Annotated in this window: 17 protein-coding genes; 7 read left to right on the forward strand and 10 right to left on the reverse strand. The window is 60.4% G+C overall.

The window, feature by feature from the left end:
- Window positions 1-197: 197 nt before the first annotated feature.
- From BLT98_RS07790 to BLT98_RS07825, 8 genes are all read right to left on the reverse strand, one after another.
- The gene (locus BLT98_RS07790; RefSeq protein WP_070254087.1) at window positions 198-539 is read right to left on the reverse strand and encodes a winged helix-turn-helix transcriptional regulator; all 342 of its coding nucleotides are present in this window, start codon (window positions 537-539) and stop codon (window positions 198-200) included.
- A 124-nt stretch (window positions 540-663) separates the two neighbouring features.
- Window positions 664-1,965, reverse strand: a complete 1,302-nt coding sequence (gene gltA / locus BLT98_RS07795) for a citrate synthase (RefSeq protein ID WP_034789096.1) — start codon at window positions 1,963-1,965, stop codon at window positions 664-666.
- A gap of 122 nt (window positions 1,966-2,087) precedes the next feature.
- On the reverse strand, window positions 2,088-2,369 hold the full coding sequence (locus BLT98_RS07800; RefSeq protein WP_034752073.1) for an FAD assembly factor SdhE: 282 nt from the start codon (window positions 2,367-2,369) through the stop codon (window positions 2,088-2,090).
- A 116-nt stretch (window positions 2,370-2,485) separates the two neighbouring features.
- Complete coding sequence (locus BLT98_RS07805; RefSeq protein ID WP_034789099.1) at window positions 2,486-3,196, reverse strand: succinate dehydrogenase iron-sulfur subunit; 711 nt, start codon at window positions 3,194-3,196, stop codon at window positions 2,486-2,488.
- A gap of 10 nt (window positions 3,197-3,206) precedes the next feature.
- Window positions 3,207-4,988 carry a succinate dehydrogenase flavoprotein subunit gene (gene sdhA / locus BLT98_RS07810; protein WP_092606298.1) on the reverse strand — a complete coding sequence of 594 codons (1,782 nt, stop codon included), beginning with the start codon at window positions 4,986-4,988 and terminating at the stop codon, window positions 3,207-3,209.
- Window positions 4,989-4,990: 2 nt separating this feature from the next.
- The gene (gene sdhD / locus BLT98_RS07815; RefSeq protein ID WP_034789102.1) at window positions 4,991-5,356 is read right to left on the reverse strand and encodes a succinate dehydrogenase, hydrophobic membrane anchor protein; all 366 of its coding nucleotides are present in this window, start codon (window positions 5,354-5,356) and stop codon (window positions 4,991-4,993) included.
- Entirely contained in the window at window positions 5,356-5,778 is a 423-nt protein-coding gene (gene sdhC, locus BLT98_RS07820; protein ID WP_034789105.1) for a succinate dehydrogenase, cytochrome b556 subunit, read from the reverse strand. The genes sdhD and sdhC overlap by 1 nt, the downstream gene beginning before the upstream one ends.
- 306 nt (window positions 5,779-6,084) lie before the next feature.
- Window positions 6,085-6,972: a GntR family transcriptional regulator gene (locus tag BLT98_RS07825; RefSeq protein WP_081345455.1), complete on the reverse strand. Its 888-nt coding sequence runs from the start codon at window positions 6,970-6,972 to the stop codon at window positions 6,085-6,087.
- A gap of 305 nt (window positions 6,973-7,277) precedes the next feature.
- Here BLT98_RS07825 and BLT98_RS07830 point away from each other — a divergent pair, with 305 nt between their 5' ends.
- The 5 genes from BLT98_RS07830 to BLT98_RS07850 all read left to right on the forward strand — a co-directional run bounded on the left by BLT98_RS07830 (window position 7,278) and on the right by BLT98_RS07850 (window position 14,227).
- Window positions 7,278-8,267, forward strand: coding sequence for a malate dehydrogenase (locus BLT98_RS07830; RefSeq protein WP_034789110.1), 990 nt, complete (start codon window positions 7,278-7,280; stop codon window positions 8,265-8,267).
- 111 nt (window positions 8,268-8,378) lie between these two features.
- Window positions 8,379-9,377: an HpcH/HpaI aldolase/citrate lyase family protein gene (locus tag BLT98_RS07835; protein WP_034789112.1), complete on the forward strand. Its 999-nt coding sequence runs from the start codon at window positions 8,379-8,381 to the stop codon at window positions 9,375-9,377.
- Between the two features lie 13 nt (window positions 9,378-9,390).
- Window positions 9,391-9,951, forward strand: a complete 561-nt coding sequence (locus BLT98_RS07840) for a hypothetical protein (RefSeq protein WP_092606300.1) — start codon at window positions 9,391-9,393, stop codon at window positions 9,949-9,951.
- A gap of 88 nt (window positions 9,952-10,039) precedes the next feature.
- Entirely contained in the window at window positions 10,040-12,760 is a 2,721-nt protein-coding gene (gene acnA, locus BLT98_RS07845; protein WP_070254090.1) for an aconitate hydratase AcnA, read from the forward strand.
- A 213-nt stretch (window positions 12,761-12,973) separates the two neighbouring features.
- Window positions 12,974-14,227 (forward strand): DUF2863 family protein, encoded by a 1,254-nt coding sequence (locus tag BLT98_RS07850; RefSeq protein WP_092606302.1) that lies wholly within the window; start codon window positions 12,974-12,976, stop codon window positions 14,225-14,227.
- A gap of 172 nt (window positions 14,228-14,399) precedes the next feature.
- Here BLT98_RS07850 and BLT98_RS07855 read toward each other — a convergent pair whose 3' ends face one another.
- Together BLT98_RS07855 and BLT98_RS07860 are read right to left on the reverse strand one after the other, a co-directional pair.
- Window positions 14,400-14,864, reverse strand: coding sequence for a CYTH domain-containing protein (locus BLT98_RS07855; protein WP_092607042.1), 465 nt, complete (start codon window positions 14,862-14,864; stop codon window positions 14,400-14,402).
- Between the two features lie 12 nt (window positions 14,865-14,876).
- Window positions 14,877-15,998 (reverse strand): M14 family metallopeptidase, encoded by a 1,122-nt coding sequence (locus BLT98_RS07860; RefSeq protein ID WP_034789119.1) that lies wholly within the window; start codon window positions 15,996-15,998, stop codon window positions 14,877-14,879.
- Between the two features lie 461 nt (window positions 15,999-16,459).
- Here BLT98_RS07860 and BLT98_RS07865 point away from each other — a divergent pair, with 461 nt between their 5' ends.
- Together BLT98_RS07865 and BLT98_RS07870 are read left to right on the forward strand one after the other, a co-directional pair.
- Complete coding sequence (locus tag BLT98_RS07865) at window positions 16,460-17,122, forward strand: TetR/AcrR family transcriptional regulator (protein WP_092606304.1); 663 nt, start codon at window positions 16,460-16,462, stop codon at window positions 17,120-17,122.
- A 96-nt stretch (window positions 17,123-17,218) separates the two neighbouring features.
- Complete coding sequence (locus BLT98_RS07870; RefSeq protein WP_092606306.1) at window positions 17,219-17,590, forward strand: hypothetical protein; 372 nt, start codon at window positions 17,219-17,221, stop codon at window positions 17,588-17,590.
- Window positions 17,591-17,651: the final 61 nt, after the last annotated feature.

The raw sequence follows: 17,651 nt of genomic DNA on the forward strand, positions 1-17,651 counted from the left end.
CACCAGCCCGCCTGCACAGGAAAGCAGGCAAGCCGGTACCCTGCCCCGTGGCACGCGGCATGTGGCCGCGCGCCTGCAGGGGCAAAAACAGCATAACCATGGCGAGTACTTTTCACAAGTACGCACATTGACTGCCCATACAGTATAAAAAGTAAGTTACTTGACCGCAGAAATACCCTTTGCCAGGCATTTCCGGATCAGGCAGGCTGGTGCCGTTCGCCCCACGCGCACAAGGTATGCAGCACGGGGATCAGCGAGGCGCCCTTGCTGGAAAGCGAATATTCCACCTTGGGCGGCACTTGCGGATATTCCTTGCGGACGATCAGCCCATCGGCTTCCAGCTCCTTCAGCACGACGCTGAGGGTCTTGAAAGCGATGCCACCGAGATGGCGCTTGAGTTCGTTATGCCGCAGCACGGTGTTTTCCGCCAGCGCATACAGGATCAGCATCTTGTATTTGCCGCCGATCAACGACAAGGTATAACCAAATGCCGTATCACCCAGGGCCACGCCACTGGGGGCGCAGATTTCTTCATTCATCGCGTTGTACTTCCTGTTGAACCAGGATCCGAGCATAACAGCACGGCGGCCCTGGATTGCATCGAACACGCACATAAAAAAACGGGCCGAAGCCCGTTTTTTGTCTGCTTGATACCGCTCTGGATTAACGCTTGTCCAGTGGCGGTACTTCGCGCGTGGTCGAACCGACGAACAGCTGGCGCGGACGGCCGATTTTTTGCTCTGGGTCGGCGATCATTTCGTTCCACTGGGCGATCCAGCCGATCGTACGGGCCATAGCGAAGATACCGGTGAACAGCGACACAGGGATGCCCAGCGCCGATTGCACGATGCCCGAGTAGAAGTCGACGTTCGGGTACAGTTTGCGCGAAACGAAGTATTCGTCGTTCAGTGCAATCTTTTCCAGTTCCATCGCCAGCTTGAACAGCGGATCGTCTTGCAGACCCAGTTCTTGCAGCACTTCGTAGCAGGTTTCACGCATCAGCTTGGCGCGTGGATCGAAGTTCTTGTACACGCGGTGGCCAAAGCCCATCAGCTTGACGCCGGAGTTCTTGTCCTTGACTTGCTCGATGAAGGCAGGGATGTTCTCGACGGTGCCGATTTCCTTCAGCATGTTGAGTGCCGCTTCGTTGGCGCCGCCGTGGGCAGGGCCCCACAGGCAGGCGATACCGGCAGCGATACAGGCGAACGGGTTGGCGCCCGACGAACCGGCCAGACGGACGGTCGATGTCGATGCGTTTTGCTCGTGGTCCGCGTGCAGGATCAGGATGCGGTCCAGGGCGCGCACCAGCACGTCGTTGACCTTGTACTCTTCGCACGGGTTGGCGAACATCATGTGCATGAAGTTGGCGCTGTACGACAGGTCGTTGCGTGGGTACACGAACGGCTGGCCGACCGAGTACTTGTAGGTCATGGCGACCAGGGTTGGCATCTTGGCGATCAGGCGGATGGCCGACACTTCGCGGTGACGCGGGTCGTTGATGTCCAGCGAGTCATGGTAGAACGATGCCAGCGCGCCGACGGTGCCCACCAGGACCGACATCGGATGCGCGTCGCGGCGGAAGCCACGGAAGAAGAATTGCATCTGTTCGTGCACCATCGTGTGCTTGGTGACGGTGTCGACGAACTTGGCTTTTTGCGCCGCGTTCGGCAATTCGCCGTTCAGCAGCAGGTAGCACGATTCCATGAAGTCGGCGTTGACGGCCAACTGTTCGATCGGGTAACCGCGGTACAGCAGCTCGCCCTTGTCGCCGTCGATGTAGGTGATCGACGAGTTGCAGGCGGCCGTCGACATAAAGCCTGGGTCGTAGGTGAACTTGCCGCTACCGGCGTACAGTTTGCGGATGTCGATGACGTCCGGGCCAACCGTGCCTTTGTAGATTGGAAATTCAAGCGATGGGCTGCCATCGGAGAACGACAGGGTAGCTTTTGTGTCAGAGATATTCATGGGCTCTTCCTTCTCGGGAGTGAGTCGAAATTAAAATCAAAAATTCTGGCTGCAATTCGCACCGCAATTCGGCAGTGCTACAGCGCGCCACTCGCACCGTTTGCAATATATCGCCCAGGCGTCTAGGCAATGCGCAGTCGTTGCAGCAGTGCGCGCACATGCGGCAGATCGACTTCGCCTTCCGGCTCTTTACGGGCCAGTACCAGATCCATTAACGCATTGTCCGATAAATCCAGCAAACGCGTCAGCGCGTCAACTTCTTCATCGGTCAATTCGGTTTCATACGCATCGAGAAAACGGGTCAGGATAATGTCGTTTTCCAGCAGGCCACGGCGTGAACGCCAGCGCAGGCGGGCGCGGTTGGCCGGGTCGGCCTGATGCGAGGACAAAATTGATTCTGTCATTTGGTTTACCACTTTACGTGTGCCTTGCGGCACGGTGCTGCTTTGCAGGCGCCGCCTGCAGGCAAGAGAGGATACCCTCTTCCCGCAAACGGCGCCCGGCGGACGCGATCAGGGGATCAGATCGCGCGGCGGACCATCAACTCCTTGATCTTGCCAATCGCCTTGTTCGGGTTCAACCCTTTCGGGCAGACGTCGACGCAGTTCATGATCGAATGGCAGCGGAACAGGCGGTACGGGTCTTCCAGGTTGTCCAGACGCGCACCGGTGGCTTCGTCGCGCGAATCGGCGATGAAGCGGTAGGCTTGCAGCAGGCCGGCCGGGCCGACGAACTTGTCCGGATTCCACCAGAACGACGGGCACGACGTGGAGCAGCATGCGCACAGGATGCACTCGTACAGGCCATCGAGTTCTTCGCGCTGTTCCGGCGACTGCAGGCGTTCTTTTTCAGGCGGGATCGAGTCGTTGATCAGGAAAGGCTTGATCGAATCGTACTGCTTGAAAAATTGCGTCATGTCGACGATCAGGTCGCGGATGACTGGCAAACCTGGCAACGGACGCAGCACGATAGGCTCCGACAGTTCGTTCAGGTTGGTGGTGCATGCCAGGCCGTTCTTGCCGTTGATGTTCATCGCGTCCGAACCGCACACGCCTTCGCGGCACGAGCGGCGCAGGGCCAGTGAGTCATCGACGTCCGACTTGATGCGCTGCAGTGCGTCGAGCAGCATCTTGTCGGTGTCTTTCAGTTCGACCGTCAGGTCTTGCATGTAAGGCTTGGCATCCTGGTCAGGATCGTAGCGGTAGATTTTGAATTTGAGAGTGCGTGCCATGTTCTGACCTTTAGAAAGTACGTGGTTTTGGCTTGAAGGTATCGACCGTCAGCGGTTTGGTCACGACTGGCTTGTATTCCAGGCGGTTGCCTTCCGAGTACCACAGCGTGTGCTTCATCCAGTTGTCGTCGTCGCGGGTCGGGTGATCATCCTGGGCGTGGGCGCCGCGCGATTCCTTGCGGGCCGCTGCCGAGACGATGGTCGCTTTCGCCGTTTCGATCAGGTTGTCCAGCTCCAGCGCTTCCACGCGGGCCGTGTTGAACACCATCGATTTATCCTTGAACGAGACGTGCTTGCGGCGCTCGTCAAGCTTCATGATTTCGATCACACCCTGGTCCAGCATCGCGTCGGTACGGAACACGCCACAGTACTTCTGCATGGTGGCGCGAATCTCGTTCGCCACGCCCTGCACGGTTTCCGTGCCGGTCGAGTTTTCCAGGCGCGCCAGGCGGTCCATGGCGAAATCGGCAGCGTCGGCTGGCAAAGGCTTGTTTTCCTTGGCTTTCAGGCCGCTGTTGACGATGTGGTTACCGGCCGCGCGGCCGAAGACCACCAGGTCGAGCAGCGAGTTCGTGCCCAGGCGGTTGGCGCCGTGCACGGAGACGCAGGCGCATTCGCCGATCGCGTACAGGCCGTTGACAACCTTGGCCGAATTGTCCGGACCGGTCGGGGTGACGACCTGGCCGTGGATGTTCGTTGGAATGCCGCCCATCTGATAGTGAATCGTCGGCACGACAGGAATCGGTTCCTTGGTGGCATCGACGTTGGCGAACTTGTGGCCGATTTCCAGGATCGACGGCAGGCGCTTGGCGATGGTGTCGGCGCCGATATGGCGCAGGTCCAGCATCACGTGGTCCTTGTTCGGACCGCAGCCGCGGCCTTCCTTGATTTCCTGGTCCATCGAACGCGAAACGAAGTCGCGCGGCGCCAGATCCTTCAAGGTTGGCGCATAGCGCTCCATGAAGCGTTCGCCTTCGCTATTGATCAGGATGCCGCCTTCGCCGCGCACGCCTTCGGTGATCAATACGCCCGCGCCGGCCACGCCGGTCGGGTGGAACTGCCAGAATTCCATGTCTTGCAGCGGCAGGCCGGCGCGTGCCGCCATGCCCATGCCGTCGCCGGTGTTGATGAAGGCATTCGTCGACGCGGCGAAGATACGGCCTGCGCCGCCCGTTGCCATGACCGTCGTTTTTGCTTCCAGGATCATGCATTCGCCGGTTTCCATTTCCAGCGCAACTACACCGATCACGTCGCCGTCGGCGTCACGGATCAGGTCGAGTGCCATCCATTCGACGAAGAAGTGCGTACGGGCGCGGACGTTGCGCTGGTACAGGGTGTGCAACAGGGCGTGACCGGTACGGTCGGCTGCCGCGCAAGCGCGCTGCACCGGCTTTTCGCCGAAGTGGGCCGTGTGGCCGCCGAAAGGACGCTGATAGATGGTGCCGTCAGGGTTGCGGTCGAATGGCATGCCGAAGTGTTCCAGCTCGTACACGACCTTCGGTGCTTCACGGCACATGAATTCGATGGCATCCTGGTCGCCCAGATAGTCGCCGCCCTTGACGGTGTCGAACATATGCCAGAACCAGTTGTCTTCGGCCATGTTGCCGAGCGACGCGCCGATACCGCCCTGCGCCGCAACGGTGTGCGAGCGGGTCGGGAAAACTTTCGACAGGACAGCGACGTTCAGACCGGCTTCAGCCAGCTGCAACGACGCGCGCATGCCGGAACCGCCGGCGCCAACGATTACCGCATCAAAGCGGCGGGTAGGGATTGCAGATTTATATGCTGCCACGATTACACACTCCAGAGTATCTGTACCGTCCAGCCGGCACAAGCGATCAACCACAGCATGGTGGCAATTTGCAGGGTCATGCGGAGGCCAACGCTTTTCACGTAGTCCATCCAGATATTGCGTACGCCGACCCATGCGTGGTAGAACAGGGCGACAAACGTCACCAGGCTGAATAATTTGAACCATTGCTGTGCAAACAATCCTGCCCAGCCTTCATAGCTGAAGTTGCTGCCGGTCAGGAAGGCGATCAGCAGGATGGCGACGTAGGCCACCATGACGAGGGCGGTGACGCGTTGCGCCAGCCAGTCGCGCAAGCCGTAATGGGCGCCGACGACGAGGCGTTTCGGTCCGATGTTATTGTTTGCCATTAAAATACTCCAAACAGTTTCAAAGCGACCAGAGCGGTCAGTACCAGGCTGATCACCAGAACGAACTTGGCGGTATTGCGCGCGGGCTCTTTCTCGGCGGCGACGTGCACGTCCATGAGCAAGTGGCGGATGCCGGCGCAGAAGTGATGCAGGAAGGCCCAGACCAGACCCAGCGTGATCAGCTTGACGAACCAGTGCGAGGCGATGCCCTGGAAGTAGGCGTAGGACATTTCGGAACGCAGGCTCAGTTCCAGCATGTACAGGATGCACGGCAGCAGGGCGAAAATGATGATGCCGCTGATACGATGCAGGATCGAGACGATGGCGCCGATCGCCATGCGGTAGTTCGACAATTCGGTAACATGGATGTTACGGAATTGCGGCCGTTCTTTTTTTGGTACTTCTCTTACGGCTTCAGACATAACAAAAACCTCCCCTTTGAATTTCAACTAAATATTGAAGCCGCGATTTTCGCCGATTTTCGCAACCCATACCAATATCTATTGTTACATATAACCAAAATGGTTTTTTACTACAAAATACCGCGCTACTTTCCGTAGTTCACGTAATTTAATTACAGAATCGCCGGCAAAACACGGCCCGCCGGGGCGGGCCATGCTATCGCTGCGCTTTCCGTTGTCTCCGTTGCCCGCCTTGCGGCAGGCATCTTGCAAGCGATGCACTTCAGCCTTGCTGCTTGTTCGGACGCCCACGGGCGCCCCGCCGCTTCAGCTGAGTTCATTCTGATAATGATGGCGACTGGTCAGGTACAGGCCCCGGCGCAGTTCGACCGGCTTGTCGCCGTAGGTAAACGACACGCGCTCGGAACTGAGCAGGGGCGTGCCGAGGTCGATATTTAACAATTGCGCGGCGCCCGCGTCGGCGCACACGGCGCGGATCTGTTCGGACGCGCGTATCATGCGCGTGCCAAATTCCGTTTCAAACAGGCCGTACATGGGGCCCTTGTATTCCACCAGGCGTTCGGCCGTCAGACCCTTGAAGATCAGGCCGGGCAGCCACAGCTCTTCGACGATGGTCGGCACGCCGTCGAAATACTGCACGCGCTTGATGAAGATGACGGCGTCGCCGGACTTCAGATCCATCAGGCGCGCCACGTCGGCTGGCGCGCGCACGCGCTTGACTTCGATAAACTTGCTTTCAGGATAATGCGGTACGCCTTCGTCCGGCACCAGGCGCAGGAAGCGGAAATGCGCGCGCGCCTCATGGTGGGTGGAAACGAAGGTGCCCTTGCCCTGGCGCCGCATGACGAGGTTTTCGGCGGCCAGCTCATCGATGGCCTTGCGCACCGTGCCCTGGCTGACCTTGAAGCGCCCTGCCAGCTCGACTTCGCTGGGAATGAGTTCGCCCGGCTTCCATTCGCCCGATTGCAGGCTTTGCGTGATGAGCGCCTTGATCTGCTGGTACAGGGGGCTGAAGGTGGGCGATGCAGTCGCGGCAGGCGCGGCCACGGCAGCAGTGGTATTCACGCTGGCAACAGGGGTGGCGGCAGTGCCGGCCGCTGCGGCAACGGGCGTGGCCGGGGTGCCCGCGGTCGGACTGACCGCCCCGCTTGCAGCAGTGGCATTGTTGGTCAGATTGGACGAGGCGGAATTCATAGTCCGACATTTCAACACAAATCACTGCCCGCGTCCAGTAAAAGACTCGTAGTTATCTGTCTTATATAAGACATAAGATATGATTGACAGATGCAGATCAGGGGCCTAAACTGCCCTCGATAAAACTTGTGAGCCAGCGTTTTATGTTGTCGGCCAGCCACTCTGGCCTCGTGCAGCACAAGCGTGACGGCAGCGTACACCAGCAATTCGGTGGCGCGGGCCGGTTTTGGTATCATTATAGTTTTTCCGGATAAGCGTAAGCCCAGCTTCAAGCCCGTTTTCTTTCCCATTTTTGGAGATTCATCATGGCTAAAACCCCAATGCGTGTTGCAGTGACCGGCGCCGCCGGCCAGATCGGCTACGCCCTGTTGTTCCGCATCGCCAATGGCGACATGCTCGGCAAAGACCAGCCTGTCATCTTGCAACTGCTTGAAATCCCGGACGAAAAAGCCCAGAAGGCGCTCAAGGGCGTGATGATGGAAATCGACGACTGCGCATTCCCGCTGCTGACGGAAATGACCGCCCACTCCGATCCGCTGACCGCATTCAAGGATGTCGACGTGGCCGTATTGGTTGGCGCGCGTCCGCGCGGCCCAGGCATGGAACGCAAGGACCTGCTGGAAGCGAACGCCCAGATCTTCACGGTACAAGGCAAGGCGCTCGACGCCGTCGCTTCGCGCAATGTCAAAGTGCTGGTGGTCGGCAACCCTGCCAATACCAACGCCTACATCGCCATGAAATCGGCGCCATCGCTGCCAGCGAAAAACTTCACCGCCATGCTGCGCCTGGACCACAACCGCGCGCTGTCGCAAGTCGCTGCCAAGACCGGCACCGCCGTGAAAGACATCGAGAAGCTGACCGTGTGGGGCAACCACTCGCCAACGATGTACGCCGACTACCGCTTCGCCACCGTGAACGGCAAGGCTGTCAAGGACCTGATCAACGACCAGGAATGGAACGCCAACACCTTCCTGCCAACCGTCGGCAAGCGCGGCGCCGCCATCATCGAAGCGCGCGGCCTGTCGTCGGCAGCGTCGGCAGCGAACGCCGCCATCGACCACATCCATGACTGGATGCTGGGCACCGCTGGCAAGTGGACCACCATGGGCGTTCCTTCGGATGGCTCGTATGGCATTCCTGAAGGCACCGTGTTCGGCTTCCCGGTCACCACCGACAACGGTGAGTACACCATCGTTCAAGGTCTGGAAATCGATGCATTCTCGCAAGAGCGCATCAACCTGACCCTGAAAGAACTGACGGAAGAGCGCGAAGGCGTGAAACACCTGCTGGCCTAAGTCCAGTTTTGGCGGCGCGGCAATGCGCCGCCCGCCAAAGAAGGCCGCCCTGCGAGATTCGCGGCGCGGCTGTTTTATCAAGTAGTTTTTACCTGCAGAAATGCCTTAAGCATGCACCCTTCCGAGGTTTTATTCCAAGGCAAACGCCAGCCGCTGTTGCTCGCCGCTTGCGACCACTACGCCGGCTCTGAAAAGCTGATGCGTAAATCGATTGCTTTGCAACAAGAGCTTGGCCCCCTGTTCGACATCACGTTCGACTGCGAAGACGGCGCCAGCGCCGGCAATGAAGAATCCCACGCTCTGATGATCGCCGGCCTGCTGGCCAGCGACGAGAACCAGTTCAACCGCATCGGCGTGCGCGTACACGACGTCGACAGCCCGTTTTTCGCGCGCGACGTGGAAATCATCTGCACCGCCGCCTCGCGTCTGGCCTACATCGCCGTGCCCAAGGTGGGCGGCGTGCAGGATGCCATGCTGGCCATCGACCTGATCAACCTGCACGCGCGCCGCGCCGGCCGCGACAACCTGCCCGTGCACATCCTGATCGAGACGCATGGCGCGCTGCGCGACGCCTATGCGATCGCCGCCCTGCCCCAGGTCGAATGCCTGTCCTTCGGCATCATGGATTTCGTTTCGGCCCATTACGGCGCCATTCCCGCCGCCGCCATGCGCACGCCGGGCCAGTTCACGCACCCGCTGGTGGTGCGCGCCAAGCTGGAAGTGGCGGCCGCCTGCCATGCGCACGGCAAGGTGCCGTCGCACAACGTGACGACGGACGTGCGCGATTCGGCCGTGGTGGCCAACGATGCCCAGCGCGCAACAGCCGAGTTCGGCTACACGCGCATGTGGAGCATCCACCCGGACCAGATCAAGCCCATCATCAAGGCCTTCACGCCGCGCCTGTCCGAAGTCAACGAGGCCAGCAACATCCTGAATGAAGCGCTGCGCGCCAACTGGGGACCGATTGCGCAAAATGGCCGCTTGCACGACCGCGCCAGCTACCGATATTATTGGACCGTTTTGCAACGCGCCAAACTGGCAGGCCTCGGCCTGCCCGAGGCGGCCGCTGCATTACTCAACGCCCCCTCTTCCAGCACCACTGAAAACTGACAGGAATTACACGATGTCCCTCTCCAAATTAGCAATTGCCTGCAGCGTCGCGCTGGGCGCCATGACCCTCACGCTGGCGCCAGCCAGCTTCGCCGCCACGGATACCAAGGAAGCGGCAAACGCCAAGGCGGTCAAAGCCAAGGCCAAGCCGAAAGCCAAGGCCACCAAGGCAAAGGCTGCCGCCAAGGAAGCGCATCCGCTGGCCATGTCCGTGGTCGACAAGGAAGAGTCCGACGAGCCGGACACCGCGGGTTCGGCCTCCACCGATTTCAATTGTGAACTTGGTAATAAAATTACCATCTACACCAATGCTACTGACGACAAACACATCGCCCTGCGCTGGAAGAAGCGCCTGCACCGCCTGAGCCGTGTTGGCACCACCACCGGCGCCAACCGCTTCGAGAACCGTTTATATGGTCTCGTCTGGATCGGCATCCCGGCCAAAGGCATGCTGCTCGATTCCAAGCAGGGCCGCCAGCTGGCCAATGAATGCAAGGATGCGGAGCAAGCCAAGCCGGCGGCAGTGGTGGAAGCCGCGCCATCGCTGGGCGTGCTGCCGGCCACCGGCGGCTGATGTGCGTAGCAAGGGCCTCTTCGGGGGCTCAGTCATGTTTTGTAATTTGAATAATCAATAAATAGACGATACCCAACAAGGAGAGGTCATGTCCCGCAACACTCTGAACACGCTCAAGGACTTTAATATTTCGGATAGCAAGAAGGGCAAGCTGTACTCCCTGCCTGCACTGGAAAAAAGCCTGGGCATCAATGTCTCCCGCCTGCCAGTGTCGATTCGCATCGTGCTCGAATCGGTATTGCGCAACTGCGACGGCAAAAAAGTCACCGAAGAACACGTCAAGCAATTGGCGAGCTGGGGCCCGACCGCCGAGCGCACCGACGAGATCCCGTTCGTAGTGGCGCGCGTCGTGCTGCAAGACTTCACCGGCGTACCGCTGCTGGCCGACCTGGCAGCCATGCGCAACGTGGCCGCCAAGATGGGCATCAACGCCAAGAAGATCGAACCACTGGTGCCAGTCGACCTGGTGGTCGACCACTCGGTGACCATCGATCACTACCGCGAAAAGAAAGCGCTGGACCTGAACATGAAACTGGAATTCTCGCGTAACAACGAGCGCTACCAGTTCATGAAATGGGGCATGCAGGCATTCGACACCTTCGGCGTCGTGCCACCAGGCTTCGGCATCGTCCACCAGGTCAACCTGGAATACCTGGCGCGCGGCGTGCACCACGCAGGCAAGAAAGCCGGCGACGTGTACTACCCTGACACCCTGGTCGGCACCGACTCGCACACCACCATGATCAACGGCATCGGCGTGGTCGGCTGGGGCGTGGGCGGCATCGAGGCGGAAGCCGGCATGCTGGGCCAACCGGTCTACTTCCTGACGCCTGACGTCATCGGCGTGAACCTGTCGGGCGCGCTGCGCGAAGGCTGCACCGCCACCGACCTGGTACTGACCATCACCGAATTGCTGCGCAAAGAAAAAGTCGTCGGCAAGTTCGTCGAATTCTTCGGCGAAGGCACCGAGTCGCTGACCCTGACCGACCGCGCGACGATCGCCAACATGGCACCGGAATACGGCGCGACCATGGGTTTCTTCCCGGTCGACGAAGCCACCATCGATTACTTCAAGGGCACCGGCCGCAGCAAGGCTGAAATCGCCGCGTTCGAAGGCTACTTCAAGGCGCAAAACCTGTTCGGCGTGCCAAAAGCCGGCGAGATCGACTACACCCGCGTGGTGGAACTGAACCTGGCCACGGTCGCTCCGTCGCTGGCCGGCCCGAAGCGCCCGCAAGACCGTATCGAAATCGGCAACGTGAAAGCGAACTTCGCCGAACTGTTCGCCAAGCCAACCACGGAAAACGGCTTCAACAAGAACCCGGCCGACCTGGCTGCCGTGTACGAAACGACGAACGGCGTGAAAGTGTCGAACGGCGACGTGCTGATCGCCGCGATCACCTCGTGCACCAACACCTCGAACCCGAGCGTGATGCTGGCTGCCGGCCTGCTGGCCAAGAAAGCCGTGGAAGCCGGCCTGAAAGTCGCTCCGCACATCAAGACCTCGCTGGCCCCCGGCTCGCGCGTCGTGACCGAGTACCTGACGGCTGCCGGCCTGCTGCCATACCTGGAAAAACTGGGCTTCGGCGTGACCGCCTACGGCTGCACCACCTGTATCGGCAATGCGGGCGACCTGACGCCTGAGCTGAACGCAGCCATTGCCACGCACGACATCGTCGCGTCGGCCGTACTGTCGGGCAACCGCAACTTCGAAGCGCGTATTCACCCGAACATCCGCTCGAACTTCCTGGCTTCGCCACCGCTGGTCGTCGCTTACGCCATCGCCGGCAACATGACGCGCGACCTGATGACGGAACCTGTCGGCAAGGGCAAGGGCGGCAAGGATATCTACCTGGGCGACATCTGGCCGACCTCGGCTGAAGTCTCGGCCATGATGAAGTTCGCCATGAATGCCAAGGTGTTCAAGGACAACTACGCCGACGTCAAGGGCGCACCAGGCAAGCTGTGGGAAAAAGTCACGACCGTGTCCGGTCAAGTCTACAACTGGCCGAAATCGACCTACATCGCGGAACCACCGTTCTTCGACAACTTCTCGATGACGCCAGCGGCAGTGGCCACCGGCATCGAAGGCGCGCGCGCACTGGGCGTGTTCGGCGATTCCATCACCACCGACCACATCTCGCCAGCCGGCTCGATCCAGGAAAACGGTCCTGCAGGCAAGTGGCTGAAGGAAAACGGCGTCCTGAAAGCGGACTTCAACTCCTACGGCTCGCGTCGCGGCAACCATGAAATCATGATGCGCGGCACGTTCGCCAACGTGCGTATCAAAAACCGCATGATCCCTGCCAAGGCGGACGGTTCGGCGGTCGAAGGCGGCATCACGATTCACCAGCCATCCGGCGAACAGATGTCGATCTACGACGCAGCGATGAAATATGTTGCTGAAGGCACGCCAACCATGGTCTTCGGCGGCGAAGAGTACGGTACGGGCTCGTCGCGCGACTGGGCGGCAAAAGGTACGCAACTGCTGGGCGTGAAAGCCGTGATCACCCGTTCGTTCGAGCGTATTCACCGCTCGAACCTGGTGGGCATGGGCGTGTTGCCGCTGCAATTCATCGGCGACGACAGCGTGCAAACCCTGGGCATCACCGGCAATGAAACCTTCGACCTGAAAGGCCTCGAAGGCGAAATCAAGCCACAGCAACTGGCCACCCTGGTGATCCACCGCGCCGACGGCACCAGCGTCGACGTGAAAGTGCTGCTGCGCATCGATACGCCGATCGAAGTCGATTACTACAAGCATGGCGGTATCCTGCCATTCGTGTTGCGTCAACTGCTGGCCGAGTAATCAGCCCAGCTGTGAGGCAAGATAAAAGCGCCGGTTCCGACCGGCGCTTTTTTTCGTCCCTGCGCCCCGTTCCGACTTGAAATTCCGACTATTGGCATGATCTGAGGATAGCTTACGTATTGCGTGCGGCTGAATCCTCTACAATACGGTTATAAGGGTTTATCATTGTTTGACTGATCCATTTTTTTCACTTTCCGAGACTCTTATCCCGCCATGCGTCGTCCTTCCAAAGATTCATCCCATAAACTGACTGCCGACAGCCAGCGCCTGGTCACCTTTGCCCAGGCGATCGTACAGGCAGCCAGCCGTCTCGAAGAGCGGTCCTGGGAACACAGCCTGGATACGCAGCTCCAGAAATTACTCAAAACCGGCCACCAGGACACCATCGACAACACCCTGGGCAGCCTGTTCAAGGAAGACTTGAACGCCTACGACGTGCTGATGGACTGCGTTGAAGCCGTCAGCGAATCGACCGTCATTACGCATGAAGACGTGCGCTACGACGCCCTGCTGGTCGCCGTGCCCATCCTCGCGTGGACGCGCTTTTCCATCGCCTCCGGCCCCATGGCCGGCGACGCGCACGGCGTGCTGTCGGCGCATTTCGCCGCCCACCTGCTGGCCGATGGCACGAAGATGGCCATGGCGCCCACCCTGTATTCGATCGACCAGCTGCCGCGCAGCCACGTCGAGACCTATGCCAAGACGCAGAAGCTGGCACTGGCCGCCCTGAAGGGCACGGCTGTCAAGCCGTCGGCCAAAGAGGCGGAAACGGCGCCCTTCCTGGCCGACACGCGCTACCTGCTGGTGGCCGTGGTGGCCCCTGCTGGCGCACCGCTGTTCCGCTGGCAGACGCCGTCGAGCCAGCTCGACTTCATCGCCGAGCGCAGCGCCGCCCTGGAACAATGGCGCACGCAGGCCACGCCGACGATTGCCCGCCTGCTGCCCGGCTGCGGTCTGGAATTGCTGCTGCCGGAAGCGTATTACGTGGCCTGCCGCGAAGCGGACAAGCTGATACGCCCCGTCTCCGTGCGCGCCGCCGTGCACTACCTGACGCACACGCTGGCCATCGAGCCGTCGGAACTGCGCGCCGTGATCGCCGGTTTCGGCGAGGAAGCGGCCGATGGCCAGGTGGACGAGTACCGCATCGCCTTCACCCTGCGCCAGGCGCCGGACGTGATCTACGGCATCGTCTGGCCTTTATATGGCCAGGAAGACGAGGATGGCACGCCGATCGAAGGCCTGATCCAGGTGGGCATCGCCGCGCTGGACAAGCAAAAGACGCCCGTCGATGAAATTATCGAGCACCTGAACGCCGCCGGAGTGACGCAGATCAAGCGCCACGCGGAACGCTTTGTCGGTGAATACTGCGACGATTGCGGCGCGCCCCTGTTTGCCGATCCCGTGGGCGAACTGGCGCATGCGGAAATGCCGGAAGATACCCCGCAAGGCACGGAACACTTCCATTGATGCTGTAACGGGGTTGTCGGATTACGCGCTGCGCGCTAATCCGACCTACGCTGCTGGCATAGGCCGTAGGTCGGATTAGCCGGTACGGCATAATCCGACAATACCCCTGATGCAAAAAAAGGCGGAACCGAGGTTCCGCCTTTTTCATTTCAACAAGCTTTTTGACGCCTGGTCACCACTGCGAAAACGGGTGGCGGATCAGGTTCGCGTTGTAGTAGCGCGCGTCGCCGGACACTTCCGCGCCGATCCAGTCGGGCTTCTCGAACGCCTGGTCTTCCGAGGCCAGTTCGATCTCGGCCACCACCAGGCCCGCATTCGCGCCCAGGAACTCGTCGACTTCCCACACCATGCCCGCATGTTCGATGCGGTGGCGGACCTTTTCGATCAGCGGCTGTTCGCACAGGCCGTCGAGCAGTTCGGCGGCATCGGCCAGCGGAATCGGATACTCCCACTCGCCGCGCGTCGCGCCCACGTTCGCGCCCTTGATGGTCAGCATCGCCTGCTCGCCTTCGATGCGCACGCGCACCACGCGCTCGCGCGCGGACGACAGATAGCCCTGGCGCAGCAGGACCGCCTGGCCCAGGCCGCGCCAGGCGTCGCCGGCAAGCAAAAATTTACGCTCGATCTCGATACCCATGAACAACGCCGTTCAATCCAGCGACAGCAGGATAGGCTGCAGCATGGCCGCGCCCAGGGCCGCGCTGCGCGCACCGTTCCAGCCGACGGCCGGATCCGGCAAGTCGGCGTTTTCCTTGAATGGCATTTCCAGCGTCAGCGCCAGGCAACCGAAGTGGTGGCCGATGTATTTCGACGCCAGGGTCAGCATGTCCGACTTGTACTTGCTGGCCGCATAGCCGAACTTGTCCTGGAAGTCGGGGCTGGCCTGCTTGTAGCGCTCGATGAAGGCTTTCTGGTGCGCCGCTTGCGCCGGCGTGAAGTTTTCCAGCATTTCATTGCCGGCCACGAAGTTGTACGGCAGCGCTTCATCGCCATGGATGTCGAAGAACATGTCGACGCCAGTTTCATGGATCTTGTTTTTCACGCACAGCACTTCCGGGCTCGATTCCAGCGAAGGCGTCATCCATTCGCGGTTCAGGTTGGCGCCTGCCGCATTCGTGCGCAGGTTGCCGCGAATGGAGCCGTCCGGGTTCATGTTCGGCACGATGTGGAACACGGCGCGCTGCAGCAGTTTGCGCGCGATCGGGTTGGCGTCGTCCAGCAGCGAGTCGATCAAGCCTTCGACGAACCATTCGGCCATCGATTCGCCCGGATGCTGGCGCGCGATGACCCAGATCTTCTTTTCCGCCTGCGGGTTGCCGATGGTCACCATGTTCATGTCGCGGCCGTCGACCGTGCTGCCCAGGTCGGACACGCGCGCCAGCGGATGCTCGGCCACTTCGCCCAGCAGGCGCAGATGGCGTTCCCACGAATACGGCTCGAAATAGGCGTAATACACGCTGTCGAGTTCCGGCGTGTGCGAGATCGTCATGACCTGGCCGTCGAACGAGGTCGGCACGCGGAACCAGTTTTCGCTGTCGTAGCTGGCCACGGCCTGGTAGTCTTCGTAGCCGGCCGGATAGGTGGCCTGGCCCGCGTTCAGGAAACGCATCGTGCATGCCTGGCCACGCGCGCCCTGCAGGCGGAAGTGGAACCACTGGTGGATGTCCGCGTGGCTATCCTTGCGCAAGTTCAGGTCGATGGCGCCGGCACTGGTGGCGCTCACCACGTCGATGGCGCCCGAGTCGAAGTTCTGGCTGATTTTAATGGTCATGTAATGATCCCGTCCGAATGTAAGTGTTCCGGCGTTGCCTCGTGGGCTGGCGCCGGCGCGCTAAGTAACCCCCAATAAATTCTTCTGATTTCTAGTCTCCACAATCGGCGCGCTGCTGTGTTGCCCACCGCTAGCAGTGCTCGCACTGCGTCGCGGCGAACGCCTTGCATCGCATCCGCTTCTGTTCGCTATAAATTCACAATAATTTCCCGGGGATTACTTAAAAACGCAGTGTAAGCTATCCCGCTATTTTCCGCCCTTTGGGCCCGTTCGCAAAGCCTGGCCAGGCGATTTGTGCACCAATCCGGGGCATCGATGGAAAAGTGACGGGCAAAAGCGCGAAAAATCGGTCAGCTGTTGCATCTACCGGACAAAAAACTGATTTGTAACAGCCGCTGACACATTGGCGCTCAATCGCCCCCCTATAATTCTTGCTTTCATAGAGTCGCCAGGAAAGAGTCGTGGACAAGAAGTTAACTAATATCCAGGAAAGAAAGTTACGCGAGGCTCAGGCGCGGCGCGAGCACATCATCGACGTCGTCAAAGATCTCATCAAGAAAGGAGGCGCGCGCGCCGTCTCCATCCGCAAGGTGGCCGAGGCGGCCGGCTTTTCCACCACCGTCGTGTACGCCCTGTTCCGCGACAAGGCCACCCTGATCGCCCAGGCCATGGACAAGGACTTGCTGGAACTGGTGCGCGCCATGCGCACGGCCTGCGCCGGCAGCACTGAGCCGTGGGAACGCATCCGCCTGGTCGGCCGCGCCTACATCGAGTACGGCTTCCAGCATCCCGACGAATATTCGCTGATCTTCATGGAGCTGCGTCCGCATGCGGAGCTCGACGCCGTCGAAGTCGAACACGGCAATATCGAGCAGGATCCGTACGCCTATGCGCTGCACCTGTTCGGCGAACTGGCGCAGGCGGGCCTGGTGCGCCAGGACGAGCCGGCGCTGCACACGATGACGCAAATCTTCTGGCAATCGCTGCACGGCCTCGTCTCGCTGCGCATCGTCATGGATGCGGGCGACCCATGGACGCCGCACCCGGAAATGAACGCGCATATCGACGACTTGCTGGCCGTCGTCACGGCAGGCATCCGTTTACGCTTTGCACCGGCTTCCTGACGTTTGATCCAGCGCAAACCGTCCCGACAGAAAAGGCGGACAGTGGAGTGAAGCCGCCTGCGCTGGTGCAGCGCGGCTCGCGCGAAGGAGGGCGAGATGAACGAAGCCTATGCCACGGACCAGCTTGACAAACAGCAAGGCGCGCACAATGCTGTACGCATGGAAGCGCGCCTGACAAAACTGGAAACGGACCGGGAACATGACCGGCAATGGTTCAAGACCCTGGAACAGCGTCTTGGCGACGGCCTCGACAATATACGTACGGAGTTGCGCGACGAATCGCAGTTGCTGCGCGCCGACCTGACGCAGTTTCGTGGCGACTTGCGCGGCGACTGCCACGCCTTGCGCACGGAACTGGGCGACATCCGCAAGCACATGCACACCCACTTCCTGTGGTTCATGGGGATACAGGCCACCACCACGTTTGCCCTGCTGGGCCTGGGCGCCAAGGCGCTGCATATGTACTGAGGAAAAAAAGGCGGGCGCGGTGCAGCACCGCCCTGCCCTGCCTGTGCTGAGGTTAGCGAAG

Origin of the sequence: Janthinobacterium sp. YR213 (assembly GCF_900099875.1) — a bacterium.
GTDB lineage: Bacteria > Pseudomonadota > Gammaproteobacteria > Burkholderiales > Burkholderiaceae_D > Janthinobacterium > Janthinobacterium lividum.

Excerpts from the sequence above, each read along its gene's own strand:
- BLT98_RS07790 (WP_070254087.1), bottom strand. The coding sequence starts at position 539 with ATGAATGAAGAAATCTGCGCCCCCAGTGGCGTGGCCCTGGGTGATACG.
- gltA (WP_034789096.1), bottom strand. The coding sequence starts at position 1,965 with ATGAATATCTCTGACACAAAAGCTACCCTGTCGTTCTCCGATGGCAGC.
- BLT98_RS07800 (WP_034752073.1), bottom strand. The coding sequence starts at position 2,369 with ATGACAGAATCAATTTTGTCCTCGCATCAGGCCGACCCGGCCAACCGC.
- BLT98_RS07805 (WP_034789099.1), bottom strand. The coding sequence starts at position 3,196 with ATGGCACGCACTCTCAAATTCAAAATCTACCGCTACGATCCTGACCAG.
- sdhD (WP_034789102.1), bottom strand. The coding sequence starts at position 5,356 with ATGGCAAACAATAACATCGGACCGAAACGCCTCGTCGTCGGCGCCCAT.
- sdhC (WP_034789105.1), bottom strand. The coding sequence starts at position 5,778 with ATGTCTGAAGCCGTAAGAGAAGTACCAAAAAAAGAACGGCCGCAATTC.
- BLT98_RS07825 (WP_081345455.1), bottom strand. The coding sequence starts at position 6,972 with ATGAATTCCGCCTCGTCCAATCTGACCAACAATGCCACTGCTGCAAGC.
- BLT98_RS07830 (WP_034789110.1), top strand. The coding sequence starts at position 7,278 with ATGGCTAAAACCCCAATGCGTGTTGCAGTGACCGGCGCCGCCGGCCAG.
- BLT98_RS07835 (WP_034789112.1), top strand. The coding sequence starts at position 8,379 with ATGCACCCTTCCGAGGTTTTATTCCAAGGCAAACGCCAGCCGCTGTTG.
- BLT98_RS07840 (WP_092606300.1), top strand. The coding sequence starts at position 9,391 with ATGTCCCTCTCCAAATTAGCAATTGCCTGCAGCGTCGCGCTGGGCGCC.
- acnA (WP_070254090.1), top strand. The coding sequence starts at position 10,040 with ATGTCCCGCAACACTCTGAACACGCTCAAGGACTTTAATATTTCGGAT.
- BLT98_RS07850 (WP_092606302.1), top strand. The coding sequence starts at position 12,974 with ATGCGTCGTCCTTCCAAAGATTCATCCCATAAACTGACTGCCGACAGC.
- BLT98_RS07855 (WP_092607042.1), bottom strand. The coding sequence starts at position 14,864 with ATGGGTATCGAGATCGAGCGTAAATTTTTGCTTGCCGGCGACGCCTGG.
- BLT98_RS07860 (WP_034789119.1), bottom strand. The coding sequence starts at position 15,998 with ATGACCATTAAAATCAGCCAGAACTTCGACTCGGGCGCCATCGACGTG.
- BLT98_RS07870 (WP_092606306.1), top strand. The coding sequence starts at position 17,219 with ATGAACGAAGCCTATGCCACGGACCAGCTTGACAAACAGCAAGGCGCG.